The 26,647-nt window shown below is 57.2% G+C and carries 25 protein-coding genes; 18 read left to right on the top strand and 7 right to left on the bottom strand.

Annotated elements, in window-relative coordinates; all coding sequences use genetic code 11:
- Positions 1-96: 96 nt before the first annotated feature.
- On the top strand, positions 97-1,383 hold the full coding sequence (gene pepB / locus ACLHDD_RS10580) for an aminopeptidase PepB (RefSeq protein ID WP_427104081.1): 1,287 nt from the start codon (positions 97-99) through the stop codon (positions 1,381-1,383).
- A 46-nt stretch (positions 1,384-1,429) separates the two neighbouring features.
- Positions 1,430-2,194 (top strand): enhanced serine sensitivity protein SseB, encoded by a 765-nt coding sequence (sseB, locus tag ACLHDD_RS10575; protein ID WP_427104080.1) that lies wholly within the window; start codon positions 1,430-1,432, stop codon positions 2,192-2,194.
- Between the two features lie 37 nt (positions 2,195-2,231).
- On the opposite strand, the gene sseA is transcribed toward sseB, so the two are convergent.
- The gene (gene sseA / locus ACLHDD_RS10570) at positions 2,232-3,074 is read right to left on the bottom strand and encodes a 3-mercaptopyruvate sulfurtransferase (RefSeq protein ID WP_427104079.1); all 843 of its coding nucleotides are present in this window, start codon (positions 3,072-3,074) and stop codon (positions 2,232-2,234) included.
- A 690-nt stretch (positions 3,075-3,764) separates the two neighbouring features.
- Here sseA and ndk point away from each other — a divergent pair.
- The 11 genes from ndk (at position 3,765) to ACLHDD_RS10515 (ending at position 16,435) form a co-directional block, all read left to right on the top strand.
- Positions 3,765-4,196, top strand: a complete 432-nt coding sequence (gene ndk, locus ACLHDD_RS10565) for a nucleoside-diphosphate kinase (protein WP_003848684.1) — start codon at positions 3,765-3,767, stop codon at positions 4,194-4,196.
- A 186-nt stretch (positions 4,197-4,382) separates the two neighbouring features.
- Complete coding sequence (locus ACLHDD_RS10560) at positions 4,383-5,552, top strand: bifunctional tRNA (adenosine(37)-C2)-methyltransferase TrmG/ribosomal RNA large subunit methyltransferase RlmN (protein ID WP_427104078.1); 1,170 nt, start codon at positions 4,383-4,385, stop codon at positions 5,550-5,552.
- Positions 5,553-5,632: 80 nt separating this feature from the next.
- Entirely contained in the window at positions 5,633-6,358 is a 726-nt protein-coding gene (gene pilW / locus ACLHDD_RS10555; protein ID WP_427104077.1) for a type IV pilus biogenesis/stability protein PilW, read from the top strand.
- Complete coding sequence (gene rodZ, locus ACLHDD_RS10550; protein ID WP_427104076.1) at positions 6,348-7,352, top strand: cytoskeleton protein RodZ; 1,005 nt, start codon at positions 6,348-6,350, stop codon at positions 7,350-7,352. Before pilW ends, rodZ begins: the two co-directional genes overlap by 11 nt.
- A gap of 39 nt (positions 7,353-7,391) precedes the next feature.
- On the top strand, positions 7,392-8,513 hold the full coding sequence (gene ispG / locus ACLHDD_RS10545) for a flavodoxin-dependent (E)-4-hydroxy-3-methylbut-2-enyl-diphosphate synthase (protein WP_427104075.1): 1,122 nt from the start codon (positions 7,392-7,394) through the stop codon (positions 8,511-8,513).
- 105 nt (positions 8,514-8,618) lie between these two features.
- A complete protein-coding gene (gene hisS, locus ACLHDD_RS10540) occupies positions 8,619-9,893 on the top strand; it encodes a histidine--tRNA ligase (RefSeq protein WP_427104074.1) in 1,275 nt (424 codons plus the stop codon).
- Between the two features lie 39 nt (positions 9,894-9,932).
- Positions 9,933-10,550, top strand: coding sequence for a YfgM family protein (locus ACLHDD_RS10535; protein ID WP_427104073.1), 618 nt, complete (start codon positions 9,933-9,935; stop codon positions 10,548-10,550).
- A 19-nt stretch (positions 10,551-10,569) separates the two neighbouring features.
- The gene (gene bamB, locus ACLHDD_RS10530; RefSeq protein WP_427104072.1) at positions 10,570-11,751 is read left to right on the top strand and encodes an outer membrane protein assembly factor BamB; all 1,182 of its coding nucleotides are present in this window, start codon (positions 10,570-10,572) and stop codon (positions 11,749-11,751) included.
- A gap of 174 nt (positions 11,752-11,925) precedes the next feature.
- Complete coding sequence (der, locus tag ACLHDD_RS10525; RefSeq protein WP_128085695.1) at positions 11,926-13,416, top strand: ribosome biogenesis GTPase Der; 1,491 nt, start codon at positions 11,926-11,928, stop codon at positions 13,414-13,416.
- A gap of 58 nt (positions 13,417-13,474) precedes the next feature.
- A complete protein-coding gene (locus ACLHDD_RS10520; RefSeq protein ID WP_427104071.1) occupies positions 13,475-13,930 on the top strand; it encodes a zinc-ribbon domain-containing protein in 456 nt (151 codons plus the stop codon).
- A gap of 63 nt (positions 13,931-13,993) precedes the next feature.
- On the top strand, positions 13,994-16,435 hold the full coding sequence (locus tag ACLHDD_RS10515; RefSeq protein WP_427104070.1) for a glucose/quinate/shikimate family membrane-bound PQQ-dependent dehydrogenase: 2,442 nt from the start codon (positions 13,994-13,996) through the stop codon (positions 16,433-16,435).
- A 39-nt stretch (positions 16,436-16,474) separates the two neighbouring features.
- On the opposite strand, the gene ACLHDD_RS10510 is transcribed toward ACLHDD_RS10515, so the two are convergent.
- The 3 genes from ACLHDD_RS10510 to xseA all read right to left on the bottom strand — a co-directional run bounded on the left by ACLHDD_RS10510 (position 16,475) and on the right by xseA (position 19,300).
- Positions 16,475-16,807, bottom strand: coding sequence for a protealysin inhibitor emfourin (locus tag ACLHDD_RS10510; protein WP_427104069.1), 333 nt, complete (start codon positions 16,805-16,807; stop codon positions 16,475-16,477).
- Positions 16,804-17,817 (bottom strand): M4 family metallopeptidase, encoded by a 1,014-nt coding sequence (locus tag ACLHDD_RS10505; RefSeq protein WP_427104068.1) that lies wholly within the window; start codon positions 17,815-17,817, stop codon positions 16,804-16,806. Before ACLHDD_RS10505 ends, ACLHDD_RS10510 begins: the two co-directional genes overlap by 4 nt.
- Positions 17,818-17,926: 109 nt before the next feature.
- On the bottom strand, positions 17,927-19,300 hold the full coding sequence (gene xseA, locus ACLHDD_RS10500; RefSeq protein ID WP_427104067.1) for an exodeoxyribonuclease VII large subunit: 1,374 nt from the start codon (positions 19,298-19,300) through the stop codon (positions 17,927-17,929).
- 168 nt (positions 19,301-19,468) lie between these two features.
- Here xseA and guaB point away from each other — a divergent pair, with 168 nt between their 5' ends.
- From guaB to ACLHDD_RS10485, 3 genes are all read left to right on the top strand, one after another.
- Entirely contained in the window at positions 19,469-20,935 is a 1,467-nt protein-coding gene (gene guaB, locus ACLHDD_RS10495; protein ID WP_111139159.1) for an IMP dehydrogenase, read from the top strand.
- 69 nt (positions 20,936-21,004) lie between these two features.
- A complete protein-coding gene (gene guaA / locus ACLHDD_RS10490) occupies positions 21,005-22,585 on the top strand; it encodes a glutamine-hydrolyzing GMP synthase (protein WP_427104066.1) in 1,581 nt (526 codons plus the stop codon).
- Between the two features lie 299 nt (positions 22,586-22,884).
- Positions 22,885-23,658, top strand: coding sequence for a DUF3750 domain-containing protein (locus ACLHDD_RS10485; protein WP_427104065.1), 774 nt, complete (start codon positions 22,885-22,887; stop codon positions 23,656-23,658).
- A 30-nt stretch (positions 23,659-23,688) separates the two neighbouring features.
- Here the strand turns inward: ACLHDD_RS10485 and ACLHDD_RS10480 are convergent, their stop codons facing one another.
- Positions 23,689-23,868 (bottom strand): DUF2158 domain-containing protein, encoded by a 180-nt coding sequence (locus ACLHDD_RS10480; protein WP_128085702.1) that lies wholly within the window; start codon positions 23,866-23,868, stop codon positions 23,689-23,691.
- A 194-nt stretch (positions 23,869-24,062) separates the two neighbouring features.
- Between ACLHDD_RS10480 and ACLHDD_RS10475 the strand changes: the two genes are divergently transcribed.
- Together ACLHDD_RS10475 and ACLHDD_RS10470 are read left to right on the top strand one after the other, a co-directional pair.
- Positions 24,063-24,308 carry a hypothetical protein gene (locus ACLHDD_RS10475; protein ID WP_427104064.1) on the top strand — a complete coding sequence of 82 codons (246 nt, stop codon included), beginning with the start codon at positions 24,063-24,065 and terminating at the stop codon, positions 24,306-24,308.
- Positions 24,309-24,328: 20 nt separating this feature from the next.
- Positions 24,329-24,826 carry a helix-turn-helix transcriptional regulator gene (locus ACLHDD_RS10470; protein WP_427104063.1) on the top strand — a complete coding sequence of 166 codons (498 nt, stop codon included), beginning with the start codon at positions 24,329-24,331 and terminating at the stop codon, positions 24,824-24,826.
- Here the strand turns inward: ACLHDD_RS10470 and mgtE are convergent, their stop codons facing one another.
- Together mgtE and ACLHDD_RS10460 are read right to left on the bottom strand one after the other, a co-directional pair.
- On the bottom strand, positions 24,827-26,260 hold the full coding sequence (gene mgtE / locus ACLHDD_RS10465) for a magnesium transporter (RefSeq protein ID WP_427104062.1): 1,434 nt from the start codon (positions 26,258-26,260) through the stop codon (positions 24,827-24,829).
- A gap of 123 nt (positions 26,261-26,383) precedes the next feature.
- Positions 26,384-26,569, bottom strand: coding sequence for a YfgG family protein (locus tag ACLHDD_RS10460; protein ID WP_111142250.1), 186 nt, complete (start codon positions 26,567-26,569; stop codon positions 26,384-26,386).
- Positions 26,570-26,647: the final 78 nt, after the last annotated feature.

Genomic DNA, 26,647 nt, shown 5'->3' with positions numbered 1-26,647 from the left:
TCTGTTATCAGGTCTCTGCGAGTTACATTAACATCTTATTAAAGCCGTTATAACAATCAGGCTGGATGAAACAGATAACGACTATGGAGCTTTTTGATGACCACACAACCGATGAACATTACGCTTAGCAGCCAGCCCGCCGATGCGCGCTGGGGCGAAAAAGCGATTCTCAGCAGCAACGACAGCGGCATGACGCTGCACCTGACCGGCACCGACGCGCTGAATACCATCCAGCGTGCGGCGCATAAAATCGACAGCCAGGGGATCCGCCACGTGGCGCTGATCGGCGAAGGCTGGCACCTTGAGCAGTGCTGGGCATTCTGGCAGGGCTTCCGTGGCCCGAAAGGCCAGCGTCAGGTTGAATGGCCTGAGCTGGGTGAGCACGAGCAGGCCGAGTTTGAGCGTCGCCTGAAAATCGTCGACTGGGTGCGCAATGTCATTAACCTGCCAGCAGAAGATCTGGGGCCGGAGCAGCTGGCACACAACGCCATCGACCTGATCAGCGACGTGGGCGGCAGCGCGGTCAGCTACCGCATCACCAAGGGCGAGGATCTGCGTGAGCAGGGCTATATGGGTCTGCATACCGTTGGCCGCGGTTCAAATCGTCCGCCGGTCTTCCTGGCGCTCGACTATAACCCGACCGGCGACGACAACGCCCCGGTCTACGCCTGTCTGGTCGGTAAAGGCATCACTTTTGACACGGGCGGCTATAGTCTGAAGCAGAGCAGCTTCATGGATTCGATGAAATCGGATATGGGCGGCGCGGCAACGGTCACCGGCGCGCTGGCGATGGCGATTTCACGCGGCCTTAACAAGCGCGTAAAACTCTATCTCTGCTGTGCTGACAACATGGTCAGCAGCAATGCCTTTAAGCTGGGTGATATCATTCGTTATCGCAACGGTAAATCGGTGGAAGTGATGAACACCGACGCGGAGGGGCGTCTGGTACTGGCCGATGGGTTGATCGACGCCAGCGAACAGAATCCGACGATGATTATCGACGCCGCCACGCTGACCGGTGCCGCCAAAACCGCGCTGGGCAACGACTACCACGCGCTGTTTACCTTTGATGAGGTGATGGCGCAGTCGCTGATGGGCAGTGCGGTAAGTGAGAACGAACCCTTCTGGCGTCTGCCGCTGGCCGAGTTCCATCGCAGCCATCTGCCGTCTAATTTCGCCGATCTTAATAACATTGCCAGCCCCTCTCATGCGGCGGGTGCCAGCAGTGCGGCGGCCTTCCTCTCCTATTTCGTCAGCAACTATCAGCAGGGCTGGCTGCATATCGACTGCTCTGCGACCTATCGTAAAGGCGCGGTCGATCAATGGGCGGCGGGTGCAACCGGTCTGGGCGTGCGCACGATTGCCAATCTGTTACTGAAATAAGCCGAACTCAGCGGTGGCCGGGGTCACCGCTGTTCAGAGGGGAAGTATGAACCGTCTTGAAGAGGTGCTGAAGCTGGCGGCGACCGAGCCCGCCCATCGGCCCGAATTTTTTCAACTGCTGCTGGAATCGGATGTCTGGGTACCGGGCGAAAGCACCCTGCAGCAGTTTGATGCCAGCACGCCCGTTGATCTGCAGCACTGGGAAAAGGAGGATGGCAGCAGCGTCATTCCTTTTTTCACCTCGGAAGAGGCGATGAGCGAAGCGGTCAAGGGTGAACAGGCCTGGCTGCGTCTGCCGGTGCGGACGCTGTTCGGGATGACGCGCGGCGAAACGCTGTTTCTCAATCCCAGACTCCCTTCCGGCAAGGAGTTTACCGCGTCCGAGATTGCACATCTTCTGGCGGAAGAGGGCAGTGCGCTGACCCAGCAAACCGTGCTGGAGGGGGGCACTTCGCTGCTGCTTTCTGAAGTGGCGGAACCCCCCGCGCAGATGATCGATTCGCTGACGCAGCTGTTCAGCAAGCACAAGCAGGTGCGTCGTGCGTTTATTGCCTCCCTTCGTGAGCAGGCCGACGAGGCGCCTAATCTGTTGATCGGGATCGAAGCGGACAGCAACATTGACGCGATTATTCAGGCGGCGGGCAGCGTAGCAACCGACACGCTGCCGGATGATGCGCCGATCGATATCTGTGAGGTGACGGCAGAGGATCGTGGCATCAGCCACTTCTTCACCGCCCACATTACACCCTTTTATGAACGTCGCTGGGGCAGTTTCCTGCGTGACTTTAAGGGCAGCGAACGGATTATCTGACAGGTAAAAAAAAGAGGCGGCTCAGGGGCCGCCTCTTTTATTTTGCGATCGGTAAGTCGTCGCGACTACCCCATTCACCCCAGGAACCGTCATACAGCGTGGCATCCCGTACGCCCAGCGCGGTCAGCGCCAGAATCAGCACCACCGCCGTGACGCCCGAGCCGCAGCTGGCGACCACCGGGCGGCTGATATCCACCCCCGCGTCGGCAAACAGTCGGCGCAGTTCGTCATCTGGCTTCAGTTTGCCCTGCTCAACCAGCGTATTCCACGGCACGTTCAGGCTGTTGGGAATATGTCCGCGATGCAGGCCGGGACGCGGCTCATCCACTTCTGCGTTGAAGCGGTTAGCAGCACGTGCATCAATAATCTGTGCGCCGCCTTCATGGCTGATCAGCAGCACATCCGTCAGGCGTTTCACACGGCTGTCATCCGCATGCGCCCTAAATTCACTTTCTGGCAGATTCACCGGGCCGGTTGCCAGCGCATAACCGGCCGCTTTCCAGCCCTGCAGTCCCCCTGCCAGAATTGACACCCGGGACACACCAAAGGTGTGCAGCATCCACCAGGCGCGCGGAGCGGAAAAGAGATTTCCCTCGTCATAAACAATCAGGTGTTTGTCGCTGCTGATGCCCAGCTCGCGCATTGCGACGGCAAAAGCCTCGGCGCGTGGCAGCATGTGCGGATAGGGGCTGGTGTGATCGGAAAGCGCTTCAATATCGAAGTAGGGCGCATCCGGCAGATGCGCCGCCAGATATTCAGCCTGAACATCCCGCACTGCCTCCATACCTGGCGGCAGCAGTCGGGCATCCATCACCTGAAGCTCTTCATCATTATAGTGCTCATGCAACCAGTCGGCGGACACAAACAGGGGAGTCGTCATAACAACCTCATCTCAGCAATCTGTCCTGCCAGTGTCAGGGAATGTGCGCCCCATCTCAAGAGACACGTTGATTAAATGCGTCTCCTGAGATGAAATTTCCCTGCGTCATTCCCAGACACACTCTGCGTCCCGGTAAAGGTAATACCCTTGAAAACGCATTAACCGACGGCGGCTAAACATATTGTCCGGCTGCTGGCAGTATCCCTGTTTCCCGTTCAGCCGCTCCAGGCGGCTGAGGCGCACGCGGCCACTCAGGTCAGCAAGCCGCTGACGACCAGCGATCTTTCAGAACGGCAGATCGTCAGGCCGCTGCCGGGCTGTGGTTCGCTGACCCGACCGGTGGCGGTGCAGGACGGGCAGGGCACACGTCGCGGGTGATGTCTGAATAGCGAACCGCTGGTGACTCAGGAGGCCGCAACCCGCCTGTCGCTGCCGGGCGCTCAGTCTGGTGAGTATCCGCATGGCGTCATGGATGAAAGAGAGGAATTGGCCCGGTCATTTTTCGCCTTGATTGCCGATTTTTTGCGCTAAATCATAACTTTGGTGCGTCTGCTTCGACTCAGATCAAGAATTTTCATCAAATTAGGGATCTCTGATAGGCAACGCCGGACTCAGCCCCTATAATCGGCGCCGTTTCTTAACCGGGGCGGATGCCACCGGTTTCTTCAGAACGTCAAGACAGAGGTCATCATGGCAATCGAACGTACTTTTTCTATCATCAAGCCAAACGCCGTCGCTAAAAACGTGATCGGTGCTATCTACAACCGTTTTGAAAGCGCAGGCTTCAAAATCGTTGGCGCAAAAATGCTGCAGCTGAGCAAAGAGCAGGCTGAAGGCTTTTACGCTGAGCACCAGGGCAAGCCATTCTTCGATGGCCTGGTTGAATTCATGACCTCTGGTCCGGTTGTTGTTTCCGTACTGGAAGGTGAAAATGCCGTTCAGCGTCACCGCGACCTGATGGGGGCTACTAACCCGGCAAACGCACTGGCTGGTACACTGCGTGCTGACTACGCTGACAGCTTCACCGAGAACGCGACCCACGGTTCAGATTCTGCTGAATCAGCGGCACGCGAAATCGCCTACTTCTTCGGCGAAAACGAAATCTGCCCACGTACCCGTTAATCGCCTGGCGATAAACGTTACAGCGGCTTTACAAAAATCTGCCTGGGGGAGGTGACTCCCGCCTGTTATCAGGCCGCAGATGTTGTACAATATTGCGCCTTCATTGACTCCGCTTAATGAAGGCGCAATTTTTTCACCTATCCCTGAACAGCGCCATAACGTGTAACAACGAGGCCAGAGAATATTATGTCCGAACAGATTGTGACGCCTGCGTCCACATCCCCTATTGTCGTTTCCCCGAAAAGCCAGAAAATTAACCTGCTTGATCTTAACCGTCAGCAGATGCGCGAATTCTTTCAGTCGCTGGGCGAAAAGCCGTTCCGCGCTGACCAGGTCATGAAGTGGATCTATCACTACTGCTGCGATGATTTCGAGCAGATGACCGATATCAACAAAAAGCTGCGTAACCGGCTGATGGAACTGACAGAAATCCGTGCGCCTGAAGTGGCGGAAGAGATGCGTTCCACCGACGGCACCATTAAATGGGCGATTCGCGTGGGCGATCAGCTGGTGGAAACGGTGTATATCCCGGAAGGGGACCGCGCCACGCTCTGTGTCTCTTCCCAGGTAGGATGTGCACTGGAGTGCAAATTCTGTTCGACCGCACAGCAGGGCTTTAACCGTAACCTGCGGGTGTCAGAAATTATTGGTCAGGTGTGGCGTGCGGCGAAGATTGTCGGCGCAGCCAAAATCACCGGTCAGCGTCCTATCACCAACGTTGTGATGATGGGCATGGGTGAGCCGCTGCTTAACCTCAACAACGTGGTGCCGGCGATGGAAATCATGCTGGATGACTTCGGCTTTGGTCTGTCGAAGCGTCGTGTGACCCTCTCCACCTCGGGTGTGGTACCGGCCCTGGATAAACTGGGTGATATGATCGATGTCGCGCTGGCGATCTCCCTGCATGCGCCTAACGACAAACTGCGTGACGATATCGTGCCGATTAACAAAAAGTACAATATCGAAACCTTCCTGGCGGCGGTAAAACGCTACATTGGCAAATCCAACGCCAATCAGGGGCGCGTAACGATTGAGTATGTGCTGCTGGATCACGTCAACGACAGCACAGATGATGCGCATGAGCTTGCCGCATTACTGAAAGAAACACCGTGTAAGATCAACCTGATTCCCTGGAACCCCTTCCCGGGCGCGCCTTATGGTCGTAGCTCTAACAGCCGCATTGACCGCTTCTCCAAAGTGCTGATGGACTATGGTTTTACCACTATCGTCCGTAAAACCCGTGGCGACGACATCGATGCGGCCTGCGGTCAGTTAGCCGGAGAAGTCATTGACCGTACCAAACGGACGATGCGGAAAAAGATGGCGGGTGAAGCCATCTCTGTGAAGGCGCTCTAGAAGCACGACCGCAGACGTTTCCTGAAGAGATGACGCATGGCAGGCTGCTGCCTGTCAACGTCAAACGGAAGGAAACGATTATGCGTAACGGATTACTGCTGGCGCTGTTAGTTGTAAGCGGGTGTGTCAGTCAGCCTCATCAGCCTGGCGCTGCCGAGGTGCGTCTGCAACTCGGCATGCACTATCTGGCAGGAGGGGACTACGCAGCGGCAGAGCGAAACTTTCTGCGCGCGCAGGCCGCCGCACCTGAGGATTACCGGGTCTCGCTTGCGCTGGCACGACTGGCGCAGGTGCAGGGTAATCAGACCGCGGCGCAGGCACACTTTATAGTGGCGCAGCAGCAGGCGCCGGATAATGGTTTCGTTGCTAACAATTACGGTGCGTTTCTCTGCGCTTTAAGGCAGTATGATGAAGCGCATCAACAGTTTAGTCGGGCAAATGCAGCACAGCAGTCTGATGCACGTAATGACGCGCTTGAACTGGCAGGATATTGTTATCTGCAGGCTGGCAATATGCACGCGGCCCGCAGGACGCTACAGCTGGCCATCGGGACAGACCGTCGCAAAGCGGACGCGCTGCTGGCAGAAGCTGAAAAGCAGATGGCTGATAACCATCTGACAGCCGCGCAGATTTTGCTCGAAGTTTACCAGCACTCACTGCCCGAAACGGCACAAAGTCTGGCGTTACACTTACGTTTCGCCGCGCTACAGGGAGATGCCGCTGACGTTTTACGTTATGGCGACCAGTTAGCGCGACGTTTTCCGCAATCGATACAGTACCAGCGTTATTTAGCTAATGAATACTGAAGCCACTCAAGAAAACTCTGCACTACACTCTACAGGTGAACGCCTGCGTCTGGCCCGTGAGCAGATGGGGCTGACGCAGCAGAATGTTGCTGAACGCCTGTGCCTGAAACTGACCACCGTGCGTGACATCGAGGAAGATAAATCGCCTGTCGATCTCGCCTCGACATTTTTGCGCGGTTACATCCGCTCCTATGCGCGTCTGGTGCACATTCCTGAAGAGGAACTGCTGCCGATGATGGCGAAACAGACGCCGGTCCGGGCAGCAAAAATTGCGCCGATGCAAAGCTTCTCTCTTGGCAAGCGCCGTAAGAAACGTGATGGCTGGCTGATGATTTTCACCTGGCTGGTGCTGTTTGTTGTCGTGGGGCTGACCGGCGCCTGGTGGTGGCAGAATCACAAGGCGTCGCAGGATGATCTGGTGTCGGTGACTGACCAGAACGGCAGCGGAGACAACAGCCAGTCTATTCCGCTGGGTGAAACCAGCGGTGACAGCGCGACCCCCGCTGCGCCTGACGAAAGCAACAGCGCCGCCGGCGACAACAGCGCGGCCAGCACGCCTGCCACTGCGGCACCGGCTGCCAGCGCCAGCAACAGCACCACTCAGCCGGATGCGGCCAGCAACACCGTCGTCTCGCCGAGCCAGGCTCCGGCAGAGAACACGGCGGCGGCGCCTGCTGCGACCAGCAGCACTGGCTCCGCCTCTCAGATGCCTGTAGGCGCAGCTGCGGTCAGTGAACCTGCGGCTGACCCGAATGCGGTCGTCATGACCTTCAGTGCTGACTGCTGGCTGGAAGTCAGCGATGCCACGGGCAAAAAACTGTTCAGCGGCACGCAGCGCAGTGGTGGTAAACTCAGCCTGGCGGGCACACCTCCGTATCGTCTGAAAATTGGCGCGCCATCGGCAGTTCAGGTGCAATATCAGAATCAGCCCGTTGATTTAAGTCGTTTTATCCGTAATAACCAGGTTGCTCGCCTGACATTGGGTGCGCAATAACAGCGTATTCTGTACCGGGCAATTGTGGAGAAGAAATATATGCATAACGAAGCACCCATTATCCGTCGTAAATCTAAACGCATTTACGTCGGCAAGGTGCCGGTCGGTGACGGCGCCCCAATCGCTGTTCAGTCGATGACCAACACCCGCACCACGGATGTGGAAGCGACGGTAAATCAGATCAAAGCCCTTGAGCGCGTCGGTGTCGACATCGTGCGTGTTTCGGTGCCGACCATGGATGCCGCAGAAGCATTCAGGCTGATCAAACAGCAGGTAAACGTTCCGCTGGTTGCCGATATTCATTTTGACTACCGCATCGCCCTGAAAGTGGCTGAGTATGGCGTCGACTGTCTGCGCATCAATCCCGGTAATATCGGGAATAATGAGCGTATCCGCTCGGTCGTTGACTGCGCACGCGACAAAAATATTCCTATCCGGATTGGCGTTAACGCCGGTTCGCTGGAAAAAGATCTGCAGGAAAAGTACGGCGAACCGACGCCGCAGGCGCTGCTGGAATCGGCCATGCGCCACGTCGATCATCTTGACCGCCTCAACTTCGACCAGTTTAAAGTCAGCGTAAAAGCCTCTGACGTCTTCCTGGCGGTCGAATCCTATCGTCTGCTGGCCAGACAGATTGAGCAGCCGCTGCATCTTGGCATCACTGAAGCGGGCGGCGCGCGGGCAGGTGCGGTGAAATCCGCGATCGGACTTGGTCTGCTGCTTTCCGAAGGCATCGGCGATACGCTGCGTATCTCGCTGGCGGCGGATCCGGTGGAAGAGGTCAAAGTTGGCTTCGATATTCTGAAGTCACTGCGCATCCGCTCTCGCGGGATTAACTTCATCGCCTGTCCGACCTGTTCACGTCAGGAGTTCGACGTTATCGGCACGGTCAACGCGCTGGAGCAGCGTCTGGAAGATCTGATCACCCCGATGGATGTCTCTATCATAGGCTGTGTGGTCAACGGACCCGGTGAAGCGACGATCTCGACGCTGGGTGTCACCGGTGGCAGCAAGAAAAGCGGCTTCTACGAGGATGGCGTGCGTCAGCGCGATCGCCTCGACAACGACGATATGATCGACCAGCTGGAAGCGCGTATTCGTGCTAAAGCGTCGATGCTGGATGCCAGCCGTCGTATTGATGTGCAGCATCTGGAAAAATAATGGCGTGCGCGGCCTGCGTACGTGACTTTTTTGACTGAACCTGTGCGGTTTCATCCTCATAAGGTATGATGCCGGACAGGTTTTTTTGCATTAAGAGATTTTAACGTGGCGAAGAATATTCAGGCGATTCGCGGGATGAACGACTACCTGCCTGCGGATACGGCCCTCTGGCAACGGATTGAAGGCGTGCTCAAGCAGACGCTGGCGAGCTACGGTTACAGCGAAATTCGCTTACCGCTGGTGGAGCAAACCCCACTGTTTAAACGCGCCATCGGTGAAGTCACCGATGTGGTTGAAAAAGAGATGTATACCTTCGAGGACCGCAACGGCGAAAGCCTGACGCTGCGTCCGGAAGGCACCGCAGGCTGCGTGCGCGCCGGTATCGAACACGGCTTACTCTATAACCAGGAGCAGCGCCTCTGGTACATGGGACCGATGTTCCGCTATGAGCGTCCGCAGAAAGGCCGTTATCGCCAGTTCTACCAGATCGGCGTGGAAGTCTTTGGTCTGCAGGGCCCGGATATCGATGCCGAGCTGATTATGCTGAATGCCCGCTGGTGGAAAGCGCTCGGGATTGCCGATCACGTTCGTCTGGAACTTAACTCTATTGGTTCACTGGAAGCCCGTGCAAACTACCGTGATGCGCTGGTCGCGTTCCTCGAACAGCACAAAGCGTCGCTGGATGAGGATTGCAAACGTCGCATGTACAGTAATCCGATGCGCGTGCTCGACAGCAAAAATCCTGAGATTCAGCAGCTGCTGAACGATGCGCCGCAGCTTGGCGACTATCTGGACGACGAATCCCGCGAACACTTCAGCGGCCTGTGTGCCCTGCTGGACGATGCCGGTATCGGCTACACCGTCAATCAGCGTCTGGTGCGCGGACTGGATTACTACAATCGCACTGTGATTGAGTGGGTCACCGACAGCCTGGGCTCTCAGGGCACAGTCTGCGGCGGCGGTCGCTACGATGGTCTGGTCGAACAGCTCGGCGGTCGCGCCACGCCAGCCGTAGGTTTTGCGATGGGAATGGAGCGTCTGGTGTTGCTGGTTCAGGCCGTTAACCCGGAATTTGAACCGACGAGCAATGTGGATGTCTATGTAATCGCTTCCGGTCAGGGCGTGCAGTCTGCTGCGATGCAGCTGGCTGAGAAATTGCGCGACGAAGCACCGGAACTGCGGCTGATGACAAACTTCGGCGGCGGCAACTTCAAGAAACAGTTTGCCCGTGCTGACAAGTGGGGCGCACGCGTCGCGCTGGTGTTAGGCGAAGATGAAGTCAAAGCGGGTCAGGTCGTGATTAAAGATCTGCGCCGTGGCGAGCAGCAAACGCAGGATCAGGCAGAGGCTGCTGCTGTATTACGTACGCTATTGCAGTAAGCGTGACGCAGCACCAACCATAGAAAGGAGAAGGATTGCGTGGAAGTGTATAGCAATGAAAACGAGCAGACCGAAGCGCTGCGCAACTTTTTTGCCAACAATGGTAAAGCATTAGCCATTGGCGTGGTAATCGGCATTGCTGCGCTGGGGGGCTGGCGTTACTGGAGCAGTCATCAGGACGATACAGCGAAGACAGTCTCCGCAGAGTATCAGCAGCTCACCACCGCCATGCAGGCGGGCAAGCCTGAGACGCTGGAAGCGGTTAACCGTTTTGCCAGCGAAAACAGCAATACCTACGGTGCGCTGGCCGCGATGGACCTGGCGAAGCAGTATGTTGACGCCGGTCAGCTCGATAAGGCCGCAACGCTGCTGCAAAACGGACTGAAAGATACTAAAGATGCCAATCTGCAGGCGGTGATTAACCTGCGCCTGGCACGCATTCAACTGCAACAGAATCAGGCGGACGCGGCGATTAAGACCCTTGACGGTGTGAAGGGTGATGGCTGGACAGCCATTGTGGCCGATATCCGCGGCGAAGCGCTGCTGACCAAAGGCGACAAGCAGGGCGCGCGCGATGCCTGGAGTAAAGGCGTGGAATCTGACGCCTCGCCGGCACTGAAGCAAATGATGCAGATGAAGATGAATAACTTAAGCTAAGCCAGTCAAGAGAGAGCGCATGGAATTACGTAAATACCTGCTGCCGGGACTGATTTCAGTCACTTTGCTCAGCGGTTGTTCGCTGTTTAGCGGCGAAGAAGATGTAGTGAAAATGGCCCCGTTGCCTCAGGTGGAAAATCAGTTTACGCCACAGAAAGTGTGGAGCACCTCGGTAGGCGATGGCGTCGGTGATTTTTACTCCAACCTGCATCCTGCCTGGCAGGACAGCACAGTTTACGCTGCTGACCGCTTTGGCATCGTCAAAGCGCTGGATGCCGCAGACGGTAAAGAAAAATGGAAAGTCGACCTCTCTGAGAAAACCGGCTTCTTCTCGAAAAACCGTTCCGCGCTGTTATCTGGCGGCCTGACGGCAGATGGTGACCGCGTCTATGTCGGCAGCGAACGTGGCCAGGTTTATGCGCTGAACAGCAGTGATGGCAGCCTGGCGTGGCAGACCAAAGTGGCCGGTGAAGCAATGTCGCGTCCGGTCGTCAGCGATGGTCTGGTGCTTATCCATACCAGCAACGGTATGCTGCAGGGGCTTGACCAGAGTAGCGGCGTCGTGAAGTGGAGCGTCAACCTGGATATACCTGCGTTGTCTCTGCGTGGTGAATCTGCCCCGGCAGTCGCCTTTGGTGGCGCTATCGTCGGTGGCGACAACGGCCGCGTCAGCGCGGTTGTGATGAACCAGGGTCAGCTGATCTGGCAGCAGCGTATTTCCCAGGTGAGCGGTGCCACGGAGATTGACCGTCTGAATGATGTCGACACCACGCCGGTCATCGTCAACGGCGTGGTTTATGCGCTGGCTTACAACGGTAACCTGACGGCACTGGATTTGCGTTCCGGCCAGATTTTGTGGAAACGCGAAATTGGTGGTGTGAAAGATCTGATCGTTGATGCAGGCCGCATCTACCTGGTGGACCAGGATGACCGAGTGATCGCACTGAACGCTGACGGCGGCGTGGCGATCTGGCGTCAGAGCGACCTGCTGCATCGCAATCTGACCTCACCGGTGCTCTACAACGGCTATCTGGTCGTCGGCGACAGCGAAGGCTATCTGCACTGGCTGAACACCACCGATGGTCGTTTTGTCGCGCAGCAGAAGCTGGACAGCTCAGGCTTCCAGACCGAACCGGTGGTCGCCAGCGATAAGCTGCTGATCCAGTCGAAAGATGGAGAGGTTTATGCGATTACCCGCTAACGGGTAAACGTCTGGCAGGTAAAACCCTCCGTTCTGGCGGCTCCTGATTTCATCAGGGGCCGTTTCGTTTTTAGTCAGGCATGGTATTCTTTGCGCCTTAAGCCTGAACTTGACGGCCAGAGCCGTTATAATCACGCCATTCGGGCGATTCATTTTCAATTGAGGCATTTTGTTATGGTACCTGTGGTCGCGCTGGTTGGGCGTCCCAATGTGGGAAAATCTACGCTATTTAACCGCTTAACCCGCACACGTGATGCGCTGGTAGCGGATTTTCCTGGACTGACTCGCGATCGCAAATATGGTCGCGCCGAAGTGGAAGGGCGCGAATTTATTGTTATCGATACCGGCGGTATCGACGGCACCGAAGAGGGTGTCGAAACGCGGATGGCTGAGCAGTCACTGCTGGCGATTGAAGAAGCGGACGTCGTGCTGTTTATGGTCGACGCGCGTGCCGGAATGATGGCGGCCGATCAGCAAATCGCAAAACACCTCCGTTCCCGTCAGAAAGCGACCTTCCTGGTGGCGAACAAAACGGATGGACTGGATCCGGATCAGGCGGTCATCGACTTCTACTCCCTTGGCCTGGGCGAAATCCATGCGATTGCCGCGTCCCACGGTCGTGGCGTCACCAGCCTGATTGAAACGGCGCTGCTGCCGTGGATGGAAACGGTTGAGCAGGTCGAACTCACCGAAGAAGAAGAGAACCAGGCTTACTGGGCGGCGCTGGACGCCGAAGAGTCGGCGGAACAGCAGGCTGCAGAGGAAGAAGAGAACTTCGACCCGACGGGTCTGCCGATCAAACTGGCGATTGTTGGCCGTCCGAACGTAGGTAAGTCAACGCTTACTAACCGTATCCTCGGTGAAGACCGCGTCGTGGTCTATGACATGCCGGGTACTACCCGCGACAGCATCTATATTCCGATGGAGCGCGACGAACGTGAATACGTTCTGATCGACACCGCTGGCGTGCGTAAGCGTGCCAAAATCTCAGACACCGTAGAGAAATTCTCGGTCATCAAGACGCTGCAGGCGATCGAAGATGCCAACGTAGTCATGCTGGTCATCGATGCCCACGCCGGTATTTCCGATCAGGACCTCTCGCTGCTGGGCTTTATCCTCAACAGTGGTCGTTCGCTGGTGATTGTGGTCAACAAATGGGATGGCCTGTCGCAGGAAGTGCGTGATGAAGTCAAAGAGACACTGGACTTCCGTCTGGGCTTTATCGATTTTGCGCGTATTCACTTCATCTCTGCGCTGCACGGCAGCGGCGTCGGTAACCTGTTCGAGTCCATCACCGAAGCCTATGATTGCTCGACCCGTCGCGTAAATACCTCGCTGCTGACCCGCATCATGAACATGGCAGCAGATGACCATCAGCCACCACTGGTGCGCGGCCGTCGCGTGAAGCTGAAGTATGCGCATGCCGGTGGTTATAACCCGCCTATCGTCGTGATCCACGGTAATCAGGTTAAGGATCTGCCGGATTCTTACAAACGCTACCTGATGAACTATTTCCGTAAATCACTGAACGTAATGGGAACGCCCATCCGCATTCAGTTCAAAGAGGGTGAAAACCCGTATGAAGGCAAGCGCAACCTGCTGACACCGACTCAGCAGCGTAAGCGTAAGCGTCTCATGGCGCACATGAAAAAGAACAAGCGTTAAACAGAGAGGGCCAGCAGGCCCTCTTTTTTTGCCCGAACCCGGCTAGCGGCGGTGCAGAATGTGTGAGCGTTGTGAAACCTGTCAGCAACCGCTGTCGCTCCGCAACGGCGAATTTATCTGTCCTGGCTGTGGAGCCCATTTCTCCGCGCAGCCCTGCTGCCCGACGTGCCAGGCCCTCACTGAGGTGCTCAGAGCCTGTGTCCCAGCGGACTCTTTCTGGCAACGGGCATGGCCTGATCGCCCGTGCGCGCCTGCTTTTCCGCTTACCGACTCACTGAACTCACTGTCCACACTCTGCCGCTGCAGGGCGAACTCACACTTTTTTGTAGCAAAAATGCTATTGCATCGTAACAAACGGGTTGAATATGTTCACTCTGTAATGTACCAGGTGGTACAATCCTGCCGCGTCGTGGGAGGGGTAGCGCAATTCATGCTCTTCCGGCCCACAGAAATTCATGGACGCGGGTCTGTTTATATTCGATTTGAAACCGAGCGATGCTCTGTGCCGCACTAATCGCGTGGCGGAGTCCGGATGCCTGCTGTCCGGCCGCTCTGTTTATTCAGGAGAGTAAGTGTTATGGCTGAAACATCCTCCCGCTCCGGAAAGGGGCTGGGAATTGCATCCGTACTGCTCGGGCTGGTGCTGCTTGCCATCGGTCTGTTTTTTGCCATCGGCGGCGGTAAGCTGGTCGCCCTTGGTGGCAGCGGGTACTTTTTAATCGCGGGTATTGTCACGATCCTCTCCGCAATTCAGTTCTTCCGCCGCAAATCGTCGGCAGCGGTTCTGTTCCTGCTGGTCTTCGTCGGCACCCTGATCTGGTCACTGTTCGACGCGGGTCTGGAGTTCTGGCCGCTGGTTTCCCGTCTGATGGTGCCTGCCGGAATGACGCTGCTGGCCTTCCTGATCTGGCCTTCACTGCGCAAGCGTGAGGGTAAGCCCTCACTGGCGAAACCCGCTTATCTCTTCTCTGCGCTGCTGGCGGCCGGCATGGTGGCGACGCTGGTGCAGATGTTCCAGCCGCATCCGACCGTGGCAGGCACAGGGGAAGAGCTGCCGCTGATCCCGGTGGATAAGGCGAAACAGCAGAAAGACTGGGATAATTACGGCAATACCCCCGAAGGCAGCCGCTTCGTCGCGCTGGATCAGATCACCCGCGACAACGTGAAAGATTTGCAGGTCGCCTGGACCTTCCATACCGGTGATACCCCTATCAGCCCGACCGGTAACGGCGCAGAAGATCAGCAGACCCCTCTGCAGGTCGGCAACACCCTTTATCTCTGCACACCGCATAACAACGTCATCGCCGTTGAAGCCAATACCGGCAAGCAGATCTGGAAGCGTGAAATCAACGCACAGGCGGAAGTCTGGCCACGCTGTCGTGGTCTGGCTTACTTTGATGCGACTAAACCGCTGCAGCAGCCAGACAAGCCTGGCTCCACGCCAGTGCCTGCCGCTGTGCTGACCGCCGGAGACAGCTGTCAGCGCCGTATCCTGATGAACACCATCGATGCGCGTCTGATTGCCATCAACGCGGACAACGGTGAATTCTGTGAGAACTTTGGTAATCACGGCACTGTCGATCTCAAAGCGGGCCTGGGTAAGGCACCGGATCCGCAGTATCAGCTGACGTCCGCGCCAACTCTGGCGGGCACCACCGTGGTAGTAGGCGGTCGCGTTGCTGACAACGTGCAGACCGATATGCCGGGTGGGGTGCTGCGTGGCTTCGACGTCATCACCGGTCAGATGCGCTGGGCGTTTGACCCGGGCAATACGGACCCGAATGCGATCCTGATGCCGGGCAAAGATTACACCCGCAGTACGCCGAACTCCTGGGCACCGATGTCTTATGACCCGGCAATGAACACCGTGTTTATTCCGATGGGCAGCTCGTCGGTTGACCTCTGGGGCGCGAATCGTACCGAACTGGATCACAAATATGGTGCGTCGATTCTGGCACTGGATGCGACGACCGGTAAAGAGAAGTGGGTCTATCAGACGGTTCACAACGATCTGTGGGACTTTGACCTGCCGATGCAGCCCAGCCTGATTGATTTCCCGCAGAAAGATGGCAGCACCACGCCAGCGGTCGTCATTGGTGGCAAAACCGGCATGATCTTCGTGCTTGACCGTATGACCGGCAAGCCGCTGACCAGAGTCGAAGAGCTGCCGATGCCACAGGGCCATATCCCGAACGAGCAGTACACCAAAACACAGCCACACTCGACCGGCATGCCGCAGATTGGCAATCAGACGCTGAAAGAGTCCGATATGTGGGGCGCGACGCCGTTTGATCAGCTGGCGTGTCGTATTGCGTTCAAATCAATGCGCTACAATGGCCTGTTCACCGTGCCGGATACGGACAAGTCTCTGAGCTTCCCGGGTTCGCTGGGGGGAATGAACTGGGGCAGCATGTCAATGGATCCGAACAACCATCTGCTGTTCGTCAATGACATGCGTCTGGGCCTGTGGGTGCAGATGATCCCGGCTGACACCAACAGCATTTCACGTGGCAGTAACGGTGGTGAAGCGATTAACACCGGTATGGGTGCGGTTCCGCTTAAAGGTACGCCTTACGCCGTGAACAAAAACCGCTTTATGTCACCGCTGGGCATCCCTTGCCAGAAACCACCATTCGGTACGCTGTCAGCGATCGATATGAAAACCCAGAAAATCGTCTGGCAGGTTCCGGTCGGCACCGTGCAGGACACCGGTCCGTTTGGTATCAAGATGCGCATGAAAATGCCAATCGGTATGCCAACGCTGGGCGGTACGCTGGCTACGCAGGGTGGCCTGGTGTTTATCGCCGGTACGCAGGATTACTATCTGCGCGCCTTTGATGCCTCAACCGGTAAAGAGGTGTGGAAAGCGCGCCTGCCGGTCGGCAGCCAGGGCGGCCCGATGAGCTACGTTTCACCGAAAGATGGCAAGCAGTACATCCTGATCTCGGCGGGCGGCGCACGTCAGTCACCGGATCGGGGTGACTATGTGATTGCTTACGCGCTGCCAGACAGCAAATAATTACTGACAAGCAAAAGGGCCGACATTGTCGGCCCTTTTTTATTTCCCGTCACGCCAGAGCGCCTGCAGTTCAGGTGGCGCCACCTGTTCCGGGATCAACAGCACAATGGTGCCTGACTCCCGACGGGTCGCATACTGAATCTGAATGCGAAAATAGCGCTGGTCGCCGCTGCCCACCTGCGCGGCCTTTTCCTCGGGTTCCCCCAGGGGCATGGCCTGCTCCAGTGCATGGCAGACCCGCTGTTTTTCAGGCGGAGGCAGTTCGCCCAGCATAAAGCGCCGCTCGGCGCGCAGCCCCGGAATAAAAGCCATGCCACCTTCCCGTGCGACGACGACGGTAGCATCATCGGTAAGTTCGGGCAGGTTACTCATAGCACGCCGACCTCCTTCCACGCCTGTTCGATAGCCCGGCTGACCGTCTGATTAAACCGTTTTTCGCCGTGCTGAACCGTGAAGCGGGCAAAGGTTTTGAAGTCCGCATCCTGCGGGAGTTCGTTGTCACACAGAGTGTCGTACCAGGCGTAACCCGCCTGTTCCCATGCATAGCCGCCCAGCGCCGTGGCCGCCAGGTAGAATGCCTGGTTAGGAATGCCGGAGTTGATATGCACGCCACCATTATCCTCGCGCGTCTTCACATAGTGATCCATGTGCGCAGGCTGTGGGTCTTTGCCCAGCATCGGGTCATCATAGGCGGTGCCCGGATCAGACATCGAGCGCAGGCCACGTCCGTTGATGCCGTTTGCCAGCAGACCTTCGCCAATGATCCAGTCCGCCTCATCAGCACGCTGCTTTTTACTGAACTGCTTCACCAGCGAGCCGAAGACATCCGACAGTGATTCGTTCAGCGCACCCGCCTGCTCGAAATAGATCAGCCCGGCTTCATTTTCTGTGACGCCGTGCGCCAGTTCATGTGCCACCACGTCGATCGCGATCGTGAAGCGATTGAAGATCTCGCCGTCACCATCACCAAAGACCATCTGCTGACCGTTCCAGAAGGCGTTCTGATACTTGTCACCGTAGTGGATGGTGCCCAGCAGCTTCAGGCCCTGACCATCCAGCGAGTTACGCTGATAGGCCTGCCAGAAGAAATCATAGGTGACGCCCAGATAGTCCCAGGCTTCGTCCGCCGCCACATCGTCGTTGCCCGGCTGGCCCTCCTGACGAATCAGCTTACCCGGCAGGGTCTGCTGACGTTGCGCATCATAAATTTCACGATCCACATGGCCGCCTGCGGCCGTTTTTGCCACCGCCGGCTTCTGCCAGTGCTCAGCCATCAGGTGCTGAACGTGTGTCAGGGTGCGGCGCGCCTGCGCCTGCTGGTGGCCGGAACCGTGAGCGATGATCTTACGAAGGATATAAGGAGGAATAACGCAGTAAGCCATGTGAGACTCCCTGGCATCAGGAATGGTCCGGAAAGTATAGACTCTCTGGCGGGATAGGCCTCATCAGTGAGGCCAGCGTTAATCAGGGGAAACGGGCAGGGCGGTGTTATCAGGTGAGATTTGTGCGACGGCGTTTTTTCTCCGGCACTAACTGCGTGACCTGGCTTTCGACCCAGCCATCATCGAGACGGGTACGCAGCAGGTCGCCGCTCTGAAGCTGTCCGGTGTTTTTCACCACCTGACCGGCGGTGTCGGTGGTCACGCTGAAACCCCTCGCCAGCGTGGCCAGCGGACTGACGCCTTCCAGCTGAGCGACCCGCTGACCAAAGATCTGTTTACGGCTGTTCAGCTGTTTTTCCATGCTCTGCTGCAGACGATAGTGCCAGCTCTGCAGCTGTTTCTGCGCCTCAAACAGACGCTGCTGCGGCTGCTGTGCACTGAGACGATGAAGCAGGCGATCCTGCTGGCGCGTGGCGTGGCGCAGACGATTTTCTACCGCTTCACCCAGACGCTGCTGCAGGCGGAACAGGGCGGTCTGCTGGCGTGCCAGGCGCAGCTGAGGGTGCTGCTGTTGCAGACGATGCTCAAGACGGCTGTAGTGCCGCTGCTGACGGGCCAGATAGTAATCCATCGCCATCTCCAGCCGCTGCTGTTGCGACTGCAATTGACGCAGCAGCTCAACCTGATTCCGGCTGACCAGCTCGGCAGCGGCGGATGGCGTTGGCGCACGCAGATCCGCCACAAAGTCGGCAATGGTCACGTCCGTTTCATGGCCGACCGCGCTAACGATGGGAATACGGCTGGCAAAAATGGCGCGTGCAACGCGTTCGTCGTTAAAGCTCCACAAATCTTCCAGCGATCCGCCGCCGCGACCAACAATTAACACGTCGCATTCGTTGCGCAGGTTGGCGATTTCGATCGCCCGGACGATCGCCGCCGGGGCATCAGCGCCCTGAACCACAGTGGGATAGATCACGACGGGCAGGGAGGGATCGCGACGATGCAGCACGCGTAACACATCGTGCAGCGCCGCGCCGGTGGAGGAGGTGATCACCCCGACCTGACGCGCCGGGTCCGGCAGTGGTTGCTTGTGCTGCGGCTCGAACAGGCCTTCGGTTGCCAGCTTTGCCTTCAGCAGTTCGAACTGCTGCTGAAGCAGACCTTCGCCCGCCGGATGCATGCTCTCGGCAATCAGCTGATAGTCGCCGCGAGGCTCATAGAGTGTGATATTGGCGCGGACCAGCACCTGCTGACCATGCTGAGGCCGGAAGGTCACACGTCGGTTGCTGTTGCGGAACATGGCACAGCGCACCTGCGCGCCATCATCCTTCAGCGTGAAGTACCAGTGACCGGATGCTGGCTGAGTGAAATTGGAGATCTCGGCGCTGATCCAGACAAGGCCCATCTCTTTTTCCAGCAGCTGACGCACTGTCGTATTGAGACGGCTGACGGTAAAAATAGTGGCGTTCGGAGGCAGCGACATGTGACGAAGATCAAATTCCAAATCAGGAGGTTAATTCATCGATACTACAGTCCTGTCAGAGCGGATCAAGAGTTTTTCGTAAAAAATAGTGGAGGCAATCGATTACGGCCTGTATAATGCCGCGGCAATATTTTATCTAATCTCAATCACCCGAGGTGGAGTATTGCCATGTTAAGAATCGCTAAAGAAGCACTCACTTTTGACGACGTTCTGCTCGTTCCTGCTCACTCCACCGTCCTGCCAAACACGGCCGACCTCAGCACGCAGCTGACCAAAAATATCCGTTTAAATATTCCTATGCTTTCCGCCGCGATGGACACCGTGACCGAAGCAGGCCTGGCGATTGCGCTGGCACAGGAAGGCGGTCTGGGTTTCATCCATAAAAACATGTCGATTGAACGCCAGGCGGATGAAGTGCGCAAGGTGAAGAAACACGAGAGCGGCGTCGTGACCGAACCGCAGACCGTTCTGCCGACCACGCCACTGTCTGACGTTAAAGCGCTGACCGAGCGTAACGGTTTTGCGGGCTATCCGGTGGTGAACGGCGACAACGAACTGGTGGGTATCATCACCGGTCGTGACGTGCGTTTTGTCACCGATCTCTCTCAGCCTGTTTCCGCCGTTATGACCCCGAAAGATCGCCTGGTTACGGTGAAAGAGGGCGAAGCGCGCGATGTTGTCCTGCATAAAATGCATGAAAAACGCGTTGAGAAAGCGCTGGTGGTGGATGACAGCTTCCATCTGCTGGGCATGATCACCGTTAAGGACTTCCAGAAAGCCGAACGTAAACCTAACGCCTGTAAAGATGCGCAGGGTCGTCTGCGCGTCGGTGCGGCTGTGGGTGCCGGTGCCGGCAACGAGGAGCGTATCGATGCGCTGGTCGCAGCGGGTGTTGACGTGCTGCTGATTGACTCTTCTCACGGTCATTCCGAAGGCGTGCTGTCACGCATCCGCGAAACCCGCGCGAAGTATCCGGACCTGGAGATCGTCGGCGGTAACGTGGCGACCGGTGCGGGTGCACTGGCGCTGGTTGAAGCAGGCGTGAGCGCAGTTAAAGTAGGTATCGGCCCGGGCTCTATCTGTACGACCCGTATTGTAACCGGCGTGGGTGTACCGCAGATCACGGCTGTTTCTGACGCCGTCGCCGCGCTGGAAGGCACCGGCATCCCGGTCATTGCCGATGGCGGTATCCGTTTCTCTGGCGACATCGCGAAAGCGATCGCTGCGGGCGCATCCTGTGTGATGGTCGGTTCGATGCTGGCGGGAACCGAAGAGTCGCCGGGTGAGATCGAACTCTATCAGGGTCGTGCATTCAAATCTTATCGCGGTATGGGTTCACTGGGCGCGATGTCCAAAGGCTCCTCTGACCGCTACTTCCAGACCGATAACGCCGCAGACAAACTGGTGCCGGAAGGCATCGAAGGCCGCGTCGCCTATAAAGGCCGCCTGAAAGAGATCGTCCATCAGCAGATGGGCGGACTGCGTTCGTGCATGGGCCTGACCGGTTGCCCGACCATTAATGACCTGCGTACCAAAGCGGAGTTTGTCCGCATCAGCGGCGCGGGCATCAATGAGAGCCACGTGCATGACGTGACCATTACTAAAGAGTCACCGAACTACCGCATGGGTTCATAATCCCGATTTCCCGCCCGGCTTTTAGCCGGGCGCTTTTATTGTTCAAGTCACCGTTCTGGAAAACCCTCAATGACGACGGAAAATATCCATAAGCACCGCATTCTGATTCTCGATTTCGGCTCACAATATACTCAGCTGGTCGCACGCCGCGTGCGCGAACTCGGCGTCTATTGTGAACTCTGGGCATGGGATGTCACCGAAGAGCAGATCCGCGCGTTCAACCCAAGCGGCATCATCCTTTCCGGTGGCCCGGAAAGCACCACTGAGCTGAACAGCCCGCGCGCGCCTGAATATGTTTTCAGTGCGGGCGTGCCGGTGCTGGGCGTCTGCTACGGTATGCAGACCATGGCGATGCAGCTGGGCGGTAAAGTGGCGGGCTCAACCGAGCGTGAGTTTGGTTATGCGCAGGTGGAAGTCACCACGCCAAGCGCCCTGGTGCGTGATATCGAAGATGCGATCAGCGCCGCCGGTAAACCGCTGCTGGATGTCTGGATGAGCCACGGCGACAAAGTTACGGCTATCCCGGCGGACTTCGTGACCGTTGCCAGCACAGAAACCTGTCCGTTTGCCATCATGGCCAATGAAGAAAAGCGTTTCTACGGCGTGCAGTTCCACCCGGAAGTGACTCATACCCGCCAGGGTCTGCGGATGCTGGAGCGCTTCATCATCGACATCTGTGAATGTGAAGCTCTGTGGACGCCAGCCAAAATCATCGAAGATGCCGTTGAGCGTCTGCGCGAGCAGGTTGGCAACGACAAAGTGATCCTCGGTCTGTCTGGCGGTGTGGACTCCTCCGTGACGGCGATGCTGCTGCATCGTGCGATTGGCGACCGTCTGACCTGCGTGTTTGTGGACAATGGCCTGCTGCGCCTGAACGAAGCACAGCAGGTGATGGATATGTTCGGCGACCACTTTGGTCTGAACATCATCCATGTCCCGGCTGAAATGCGCTTCCTGGATGCGCTGGCGGGCATCGACGATCCGGAAGCGAAGCGTAAAACCATCGGCCGCGTCTTTGTGGAAGTGTTTGACGAAGAAGCGCTGAAGCTGCAGGACGTGAAGTGGCTGGCGCAGGGCACTATCTATCCGGACGTGATCGAGTCGGCGGCGTCAGCCACCGGTAAAGCGCACGTCATTAAATCGCACCACAATGTCGGCGGCCTGCCGAAAGAGATGAAGATGGGCCTGGTTGAGCCGCTGAAAGAGCTGTTCAAAGACGAAGTGCGTAAGATTGGTCTGGAGCTGGGCCTGCCGTACGACATGCTGTTCCGCCATCCGTTCCCGGGTCCGGGTCTGGGCGTGCGTGTGCTGGGCGAAGTGAAAAAAGAGTATTGCGACCTGCTGCGTCGTGCCGATGCTATCTTCATCGAAGAGCTGCACAAAGCGGATCTCTACAACAAAGTCAGCCAGGCATTCACCGTCTTCCTGCCGGTTCGTTCGGTCGGTGTAATGGGCGATGGCCGCAAATATGACTGGGTTGTCTCGCTGCGTGCGGTGGAAACCATCGACTTTATGACCGCACACTGGGCGCACCTGCCGTATGATTTCCTGGGCCGCGTCTCTAACCGCATCATCAACGAAGTCGATGGCATCTCCCGCGTGGTGTATGACATCAGCGGTAAGCCACCGGCGACGATTGAGTGGGAATAATCCCACGCCCGCTGGTTAACGCCTGAGCCTCCTGAAGCCCGCTGACCCGCGGGCTTTTTTATTGGCTTAATCTCCCGCAACGCCTGTTTTAACCTTTCAGCACATCCACACGCTTCGCTGGTGATTTTCTGTTCTTTTTACCGGAAGTTACGCTATTCTCGATGCAGTAAAAGCCTGTACCTGCTTCCTGTTGAGTCCTGCTTTTATCCGCCGCTTCGATAATCCGTATCCTCAAGCCGCTTACTGAAATGCCTGCTGATCGGGCACGTCGTAATCCTTACGCCATCAGGAATGTTGTCATGCTCTCACTGAAAGTGTTCAGCCTGTTTTTTGTTGCCGTGCTGCTGTTATCACTCGGAGCCAGCATTGCGCAGGCGACGCGCCACGGCGAAACCGCAGAGCGGGGCGGCTGGGTGACGGCCCGCCGCGATTCGGCTGGCATTGCGCCCGATCCGCGCGCGCTATACACCCTGGCTGTCGTGCAGGTCTACGCGGCACCGACCTATGGCTGGAAAGGGCGGGTGGCGGTGCACCCCTGGATCATCTTCAAGCGTGCCGGTGAAACGCGCTACACGCGCTATGAAGTCATAAGCTGGGGCAGCGGCGACAAAGTCCGGCGCAATTCCAACCTGCCGGATGGCTACTGGTATGGCGCAAAACCCAGGCTGCTGGTGGATCACCGTGGGCCAGAAGCGCAGGCGATGATCCCGCAGATTGAAGCGGCAATTAAATCCTATCCCTGGCCGACCACCTACCGCGCCTGGCCGGGGCCGAACAGCAACACCTTTCTGGCACATATCGGACGGGAAGTGCCCGCCCTGAAGCTTGATCTGCCCGCGAACGCGCTGGGTAAAGATTACCGGCCACTGTGGCGTCCGGTCGGACTGCCGCCCTCCGGACGCGGCGTGCAGGTGTCGATTCTGGGTGTGGCGGGCGTGACGCTGGGCGCGGAAGAGGGGTTTGAAGTGAATCTGCTGGGGCTGAATATGGGCCTCGATTTTATGCCGTTCCGGCTGCGGCTGCCGTTCATCGGCGGTCTGGGCAGTGACAATCTTCAGCAGGACAAACCCTGACACTCAGGCCCCGACAGGGGCCATTTCATGTCAGCAGACGCCAAAGTCACCCTCTTCGTGATAGAGGTTGACGCTCTCTGCGTTAACTTCTATTTCCTTCTTCGTTGCATCATCGACCCGTGCACACCACAGGGTGTCGCCTTCAACCCGAAGCACCTGCATTTTAGGGCCGCCAGTTTTCGACTGCACAAAATCCTCTGCTTTAAACATTCTGCCTCCGTTGTTTGCTCCAGATGTCGCCAGACGAAACGTGCCGCTGACGATTTTTTGCGTACCGTTTTCCAGTTTATACCCTGGCAGTTTTACTGCGAGAAAAAGTCTGCGCATGCTGCGTCGCACGAAGACATTTTTGCTGAGTTGTCAGTTGACAACTGTTCGGTTCGGCGTCAGGATAGGGACAAAATATGGCAAGGAAACGGCATCCCAACAAAGAGATTGAAACGGCATTGCGCTATGCCGAATCACTTGGCTGGCTGGTGGTCACCAGCGGTCATCACGCATGGGGAAAAATGTACTGCCCGAAAAATCTGCTGACGTGCCGATGCGGGGAATTTTGTCTGACCTGTATCTGGAACACACCCGGAAACGCACATCAGCATGCCTGCGCACTGCGGCGCGTGGTTGATAACTGCCACTATCTGAAGTCCTGATGCAGCATAAGGAGAGGTCCATGGAATATTGTTTTACACTGCGGTTCAGCCTGCCGGAAGGGCATGTGCCAGCAGATGAAATGCTGGAAACGCTGGCTGCGGCAGGCTGTGATGATGCGCTGATAGGCCTGGGGATGCCGGGCCGGATCGCTCTGGAGTTTACCCGGGAAGCGGACTCGGCAATGGCGGCCCTGATTCAGGCGGAAGAGGATGTGCAGCGCGCCATTCCGGGTGCCACCCTGGTGGAGGCTGCGCCCGATTTTGTCGGCTTAACAGACGTGGCTGAGATCGTTGGTATGACCCGGCAGAATATGCGCAAGCTGATGCTGAGCCATCGTCCACCGTTTCCGCTGCCGGTGCATGATGGCAAAACCGCCATCTGGCATCTGTCGGATGTGCTGGAGTGGCTGAGCCAGCGCGGTGACTATGCGCTGCCTGCCGCGACCCGCGAGCTGGCCCGAGTCACGCGGCAGCGCAACCTCAACGGATCGCTGCAACGCTACGGTATACAGTCCTGATTAGTGCGGCAGCAGGAAGAGCGTCGCCAGCCCCAGGAAGATAAAGAAGCCGCCGGTATCGGTCAGTGCAGTGATAAGGACGCTGGAGCCCACCGCCGGATCGCGCTTCATTTTGGTCATGACCAGCGGCACCAGAACGCCCATCAGTGCAGCCAGCAGCAGATTCAGCGCCATCGCCAGCATCATCACGCCGCCGAGCGCCATATTGTCATACATCAGCCAGGTAATCGCGCCCATGATGCCGCCCCAGAACAGGCCGTTGATTAGCGCGACGCCGAGTTCACGAACGATCAGAAACGAGAAGTTACCCGGTTCGACCTGATGTAAGGCCAGCGCCCGCACAATCATGGTTATAGTCTGGTTGCCGGTATTGCCGCCGATACCGGCGACGATGGGCATCAGCGTCGCCAGGGCCACGATCTGGGAAATGGTGCCTTCAAACAGGCCGATAACCCGTGAGGCAACAAAGGCGGTGCAGAGGTTAATAGCCAGCCAGGCCCAGCGTTTACGCACCGATTTGCGTACCGGCGCAAACACGTCCTCTTCCTGACTGATACCGCCCATTTTACGGATGTTGCTTTCGTTTTCGGCATTCACCAGGTCGATGATGTCTTCGATGGTGACGCGGCCAATCAGTTTGCCCTTTGCATCAGTGACGGCGGCAGAGATCAGGTTATAACGTTCAAAGGCGCTGGCCGCATCTTCGGCTTTGTCGTTGAGCTGAAAGGTGGTTGGCCGCGGGTTCATCACGTCGCTGACCCGCGTGGTGGGTTTATTCAGCAGGATATCGGTCAGCATCAGCTCGCCCAGCAACTGATTCTGTTTATTGGTGATAAAGAGTTTATCGGTACCGCCGGGCATGCTTTTGCGCTTGCGCAGAAAACGCTGCACGGTCGCCAGCGTGACATCATCGCGCACCGTCAGGATATTGAAATCCATGACGCGGCCGACGCGGTCACGGTCAAGCTGCACCATGCTCAGCATACGGGCACGCAGTGCAGGCTCGACGGTCGCCAGCAGGCGTCCGGTCAGGTCGCGAGGCAGATAACGCGCCAGCCAGACCTGATCGTCGATATCCAGCGGCTGGATGGCGCGCAGGATATCACGGTCGCTCATCTCTTCGGTGAGACTCGCCCAGACCGTTTCAGAGGCTTCTACCAGCACATGGCCGCGCCGTTCATTCGGCACCAGCCGCCAGAGCGCCTGACGCTCCTCTTCGGGCAAGGCTTCGAGAATATCCGCGAGGTCAGCGGCGTGCAGTTGCAGAATGTCCTGTTCCAGCGCATCGCGCCGGACCGCATTTTCACGTTGCTGCTCAGGGCTGAGATCGCCGGATTTCTCCAGCAGCGCATCAACCAGATCGTGCTCGTTGAGCAGCAGCGTCAGAATGCGATGACGTATTTCACTTAAACGTTGAGAGTGAGAGGCAGACACAATTGATCCCTTTAGTCTGAAAGCACCAGCACGAAGTGTAGCGTTTCGCCTGAAAAAGGGATGCAAAAAAGCGTCCGGTTGTCTGGATTATGGTCAGGTTTCAGGCGAAAAAATCACGATTCGTTAGCGCGTATCACCTGTTGTGATAACAACCGGCTCGGGGATCGTTTTCTGTTGCTGATGATGCTCGAAGGCAGCAGGCAGGATAAAAATCAGGCGACTAAAAAGAATGATAAAACTGATCAGCAACACAATACGGGTCATGGTGCCGGTTTTCTGACGTCTTCGGGGAGAAATAGCGCTGTTCACGCGGGGTGGTTCCTGTAATGACCCATGCAGGGCGACTGCAATATTTAGTCACAGTCGCCTGATGAAATCAATCGCTGT

Source organism: Pantoea sp. NSTU24, from assembly GCF_050157905.1.
Classification (GTDB): domain Bacteria; phylum Pseudomonadota; class Gammaproteobacteria; order Enterobacterales; family Enterobacteriaceae; genus Pantoea.
Note: the sequence above shows the minus strand (reverse complement) of the source record. Positions and strands in the feature narration are given on the sequence as shown.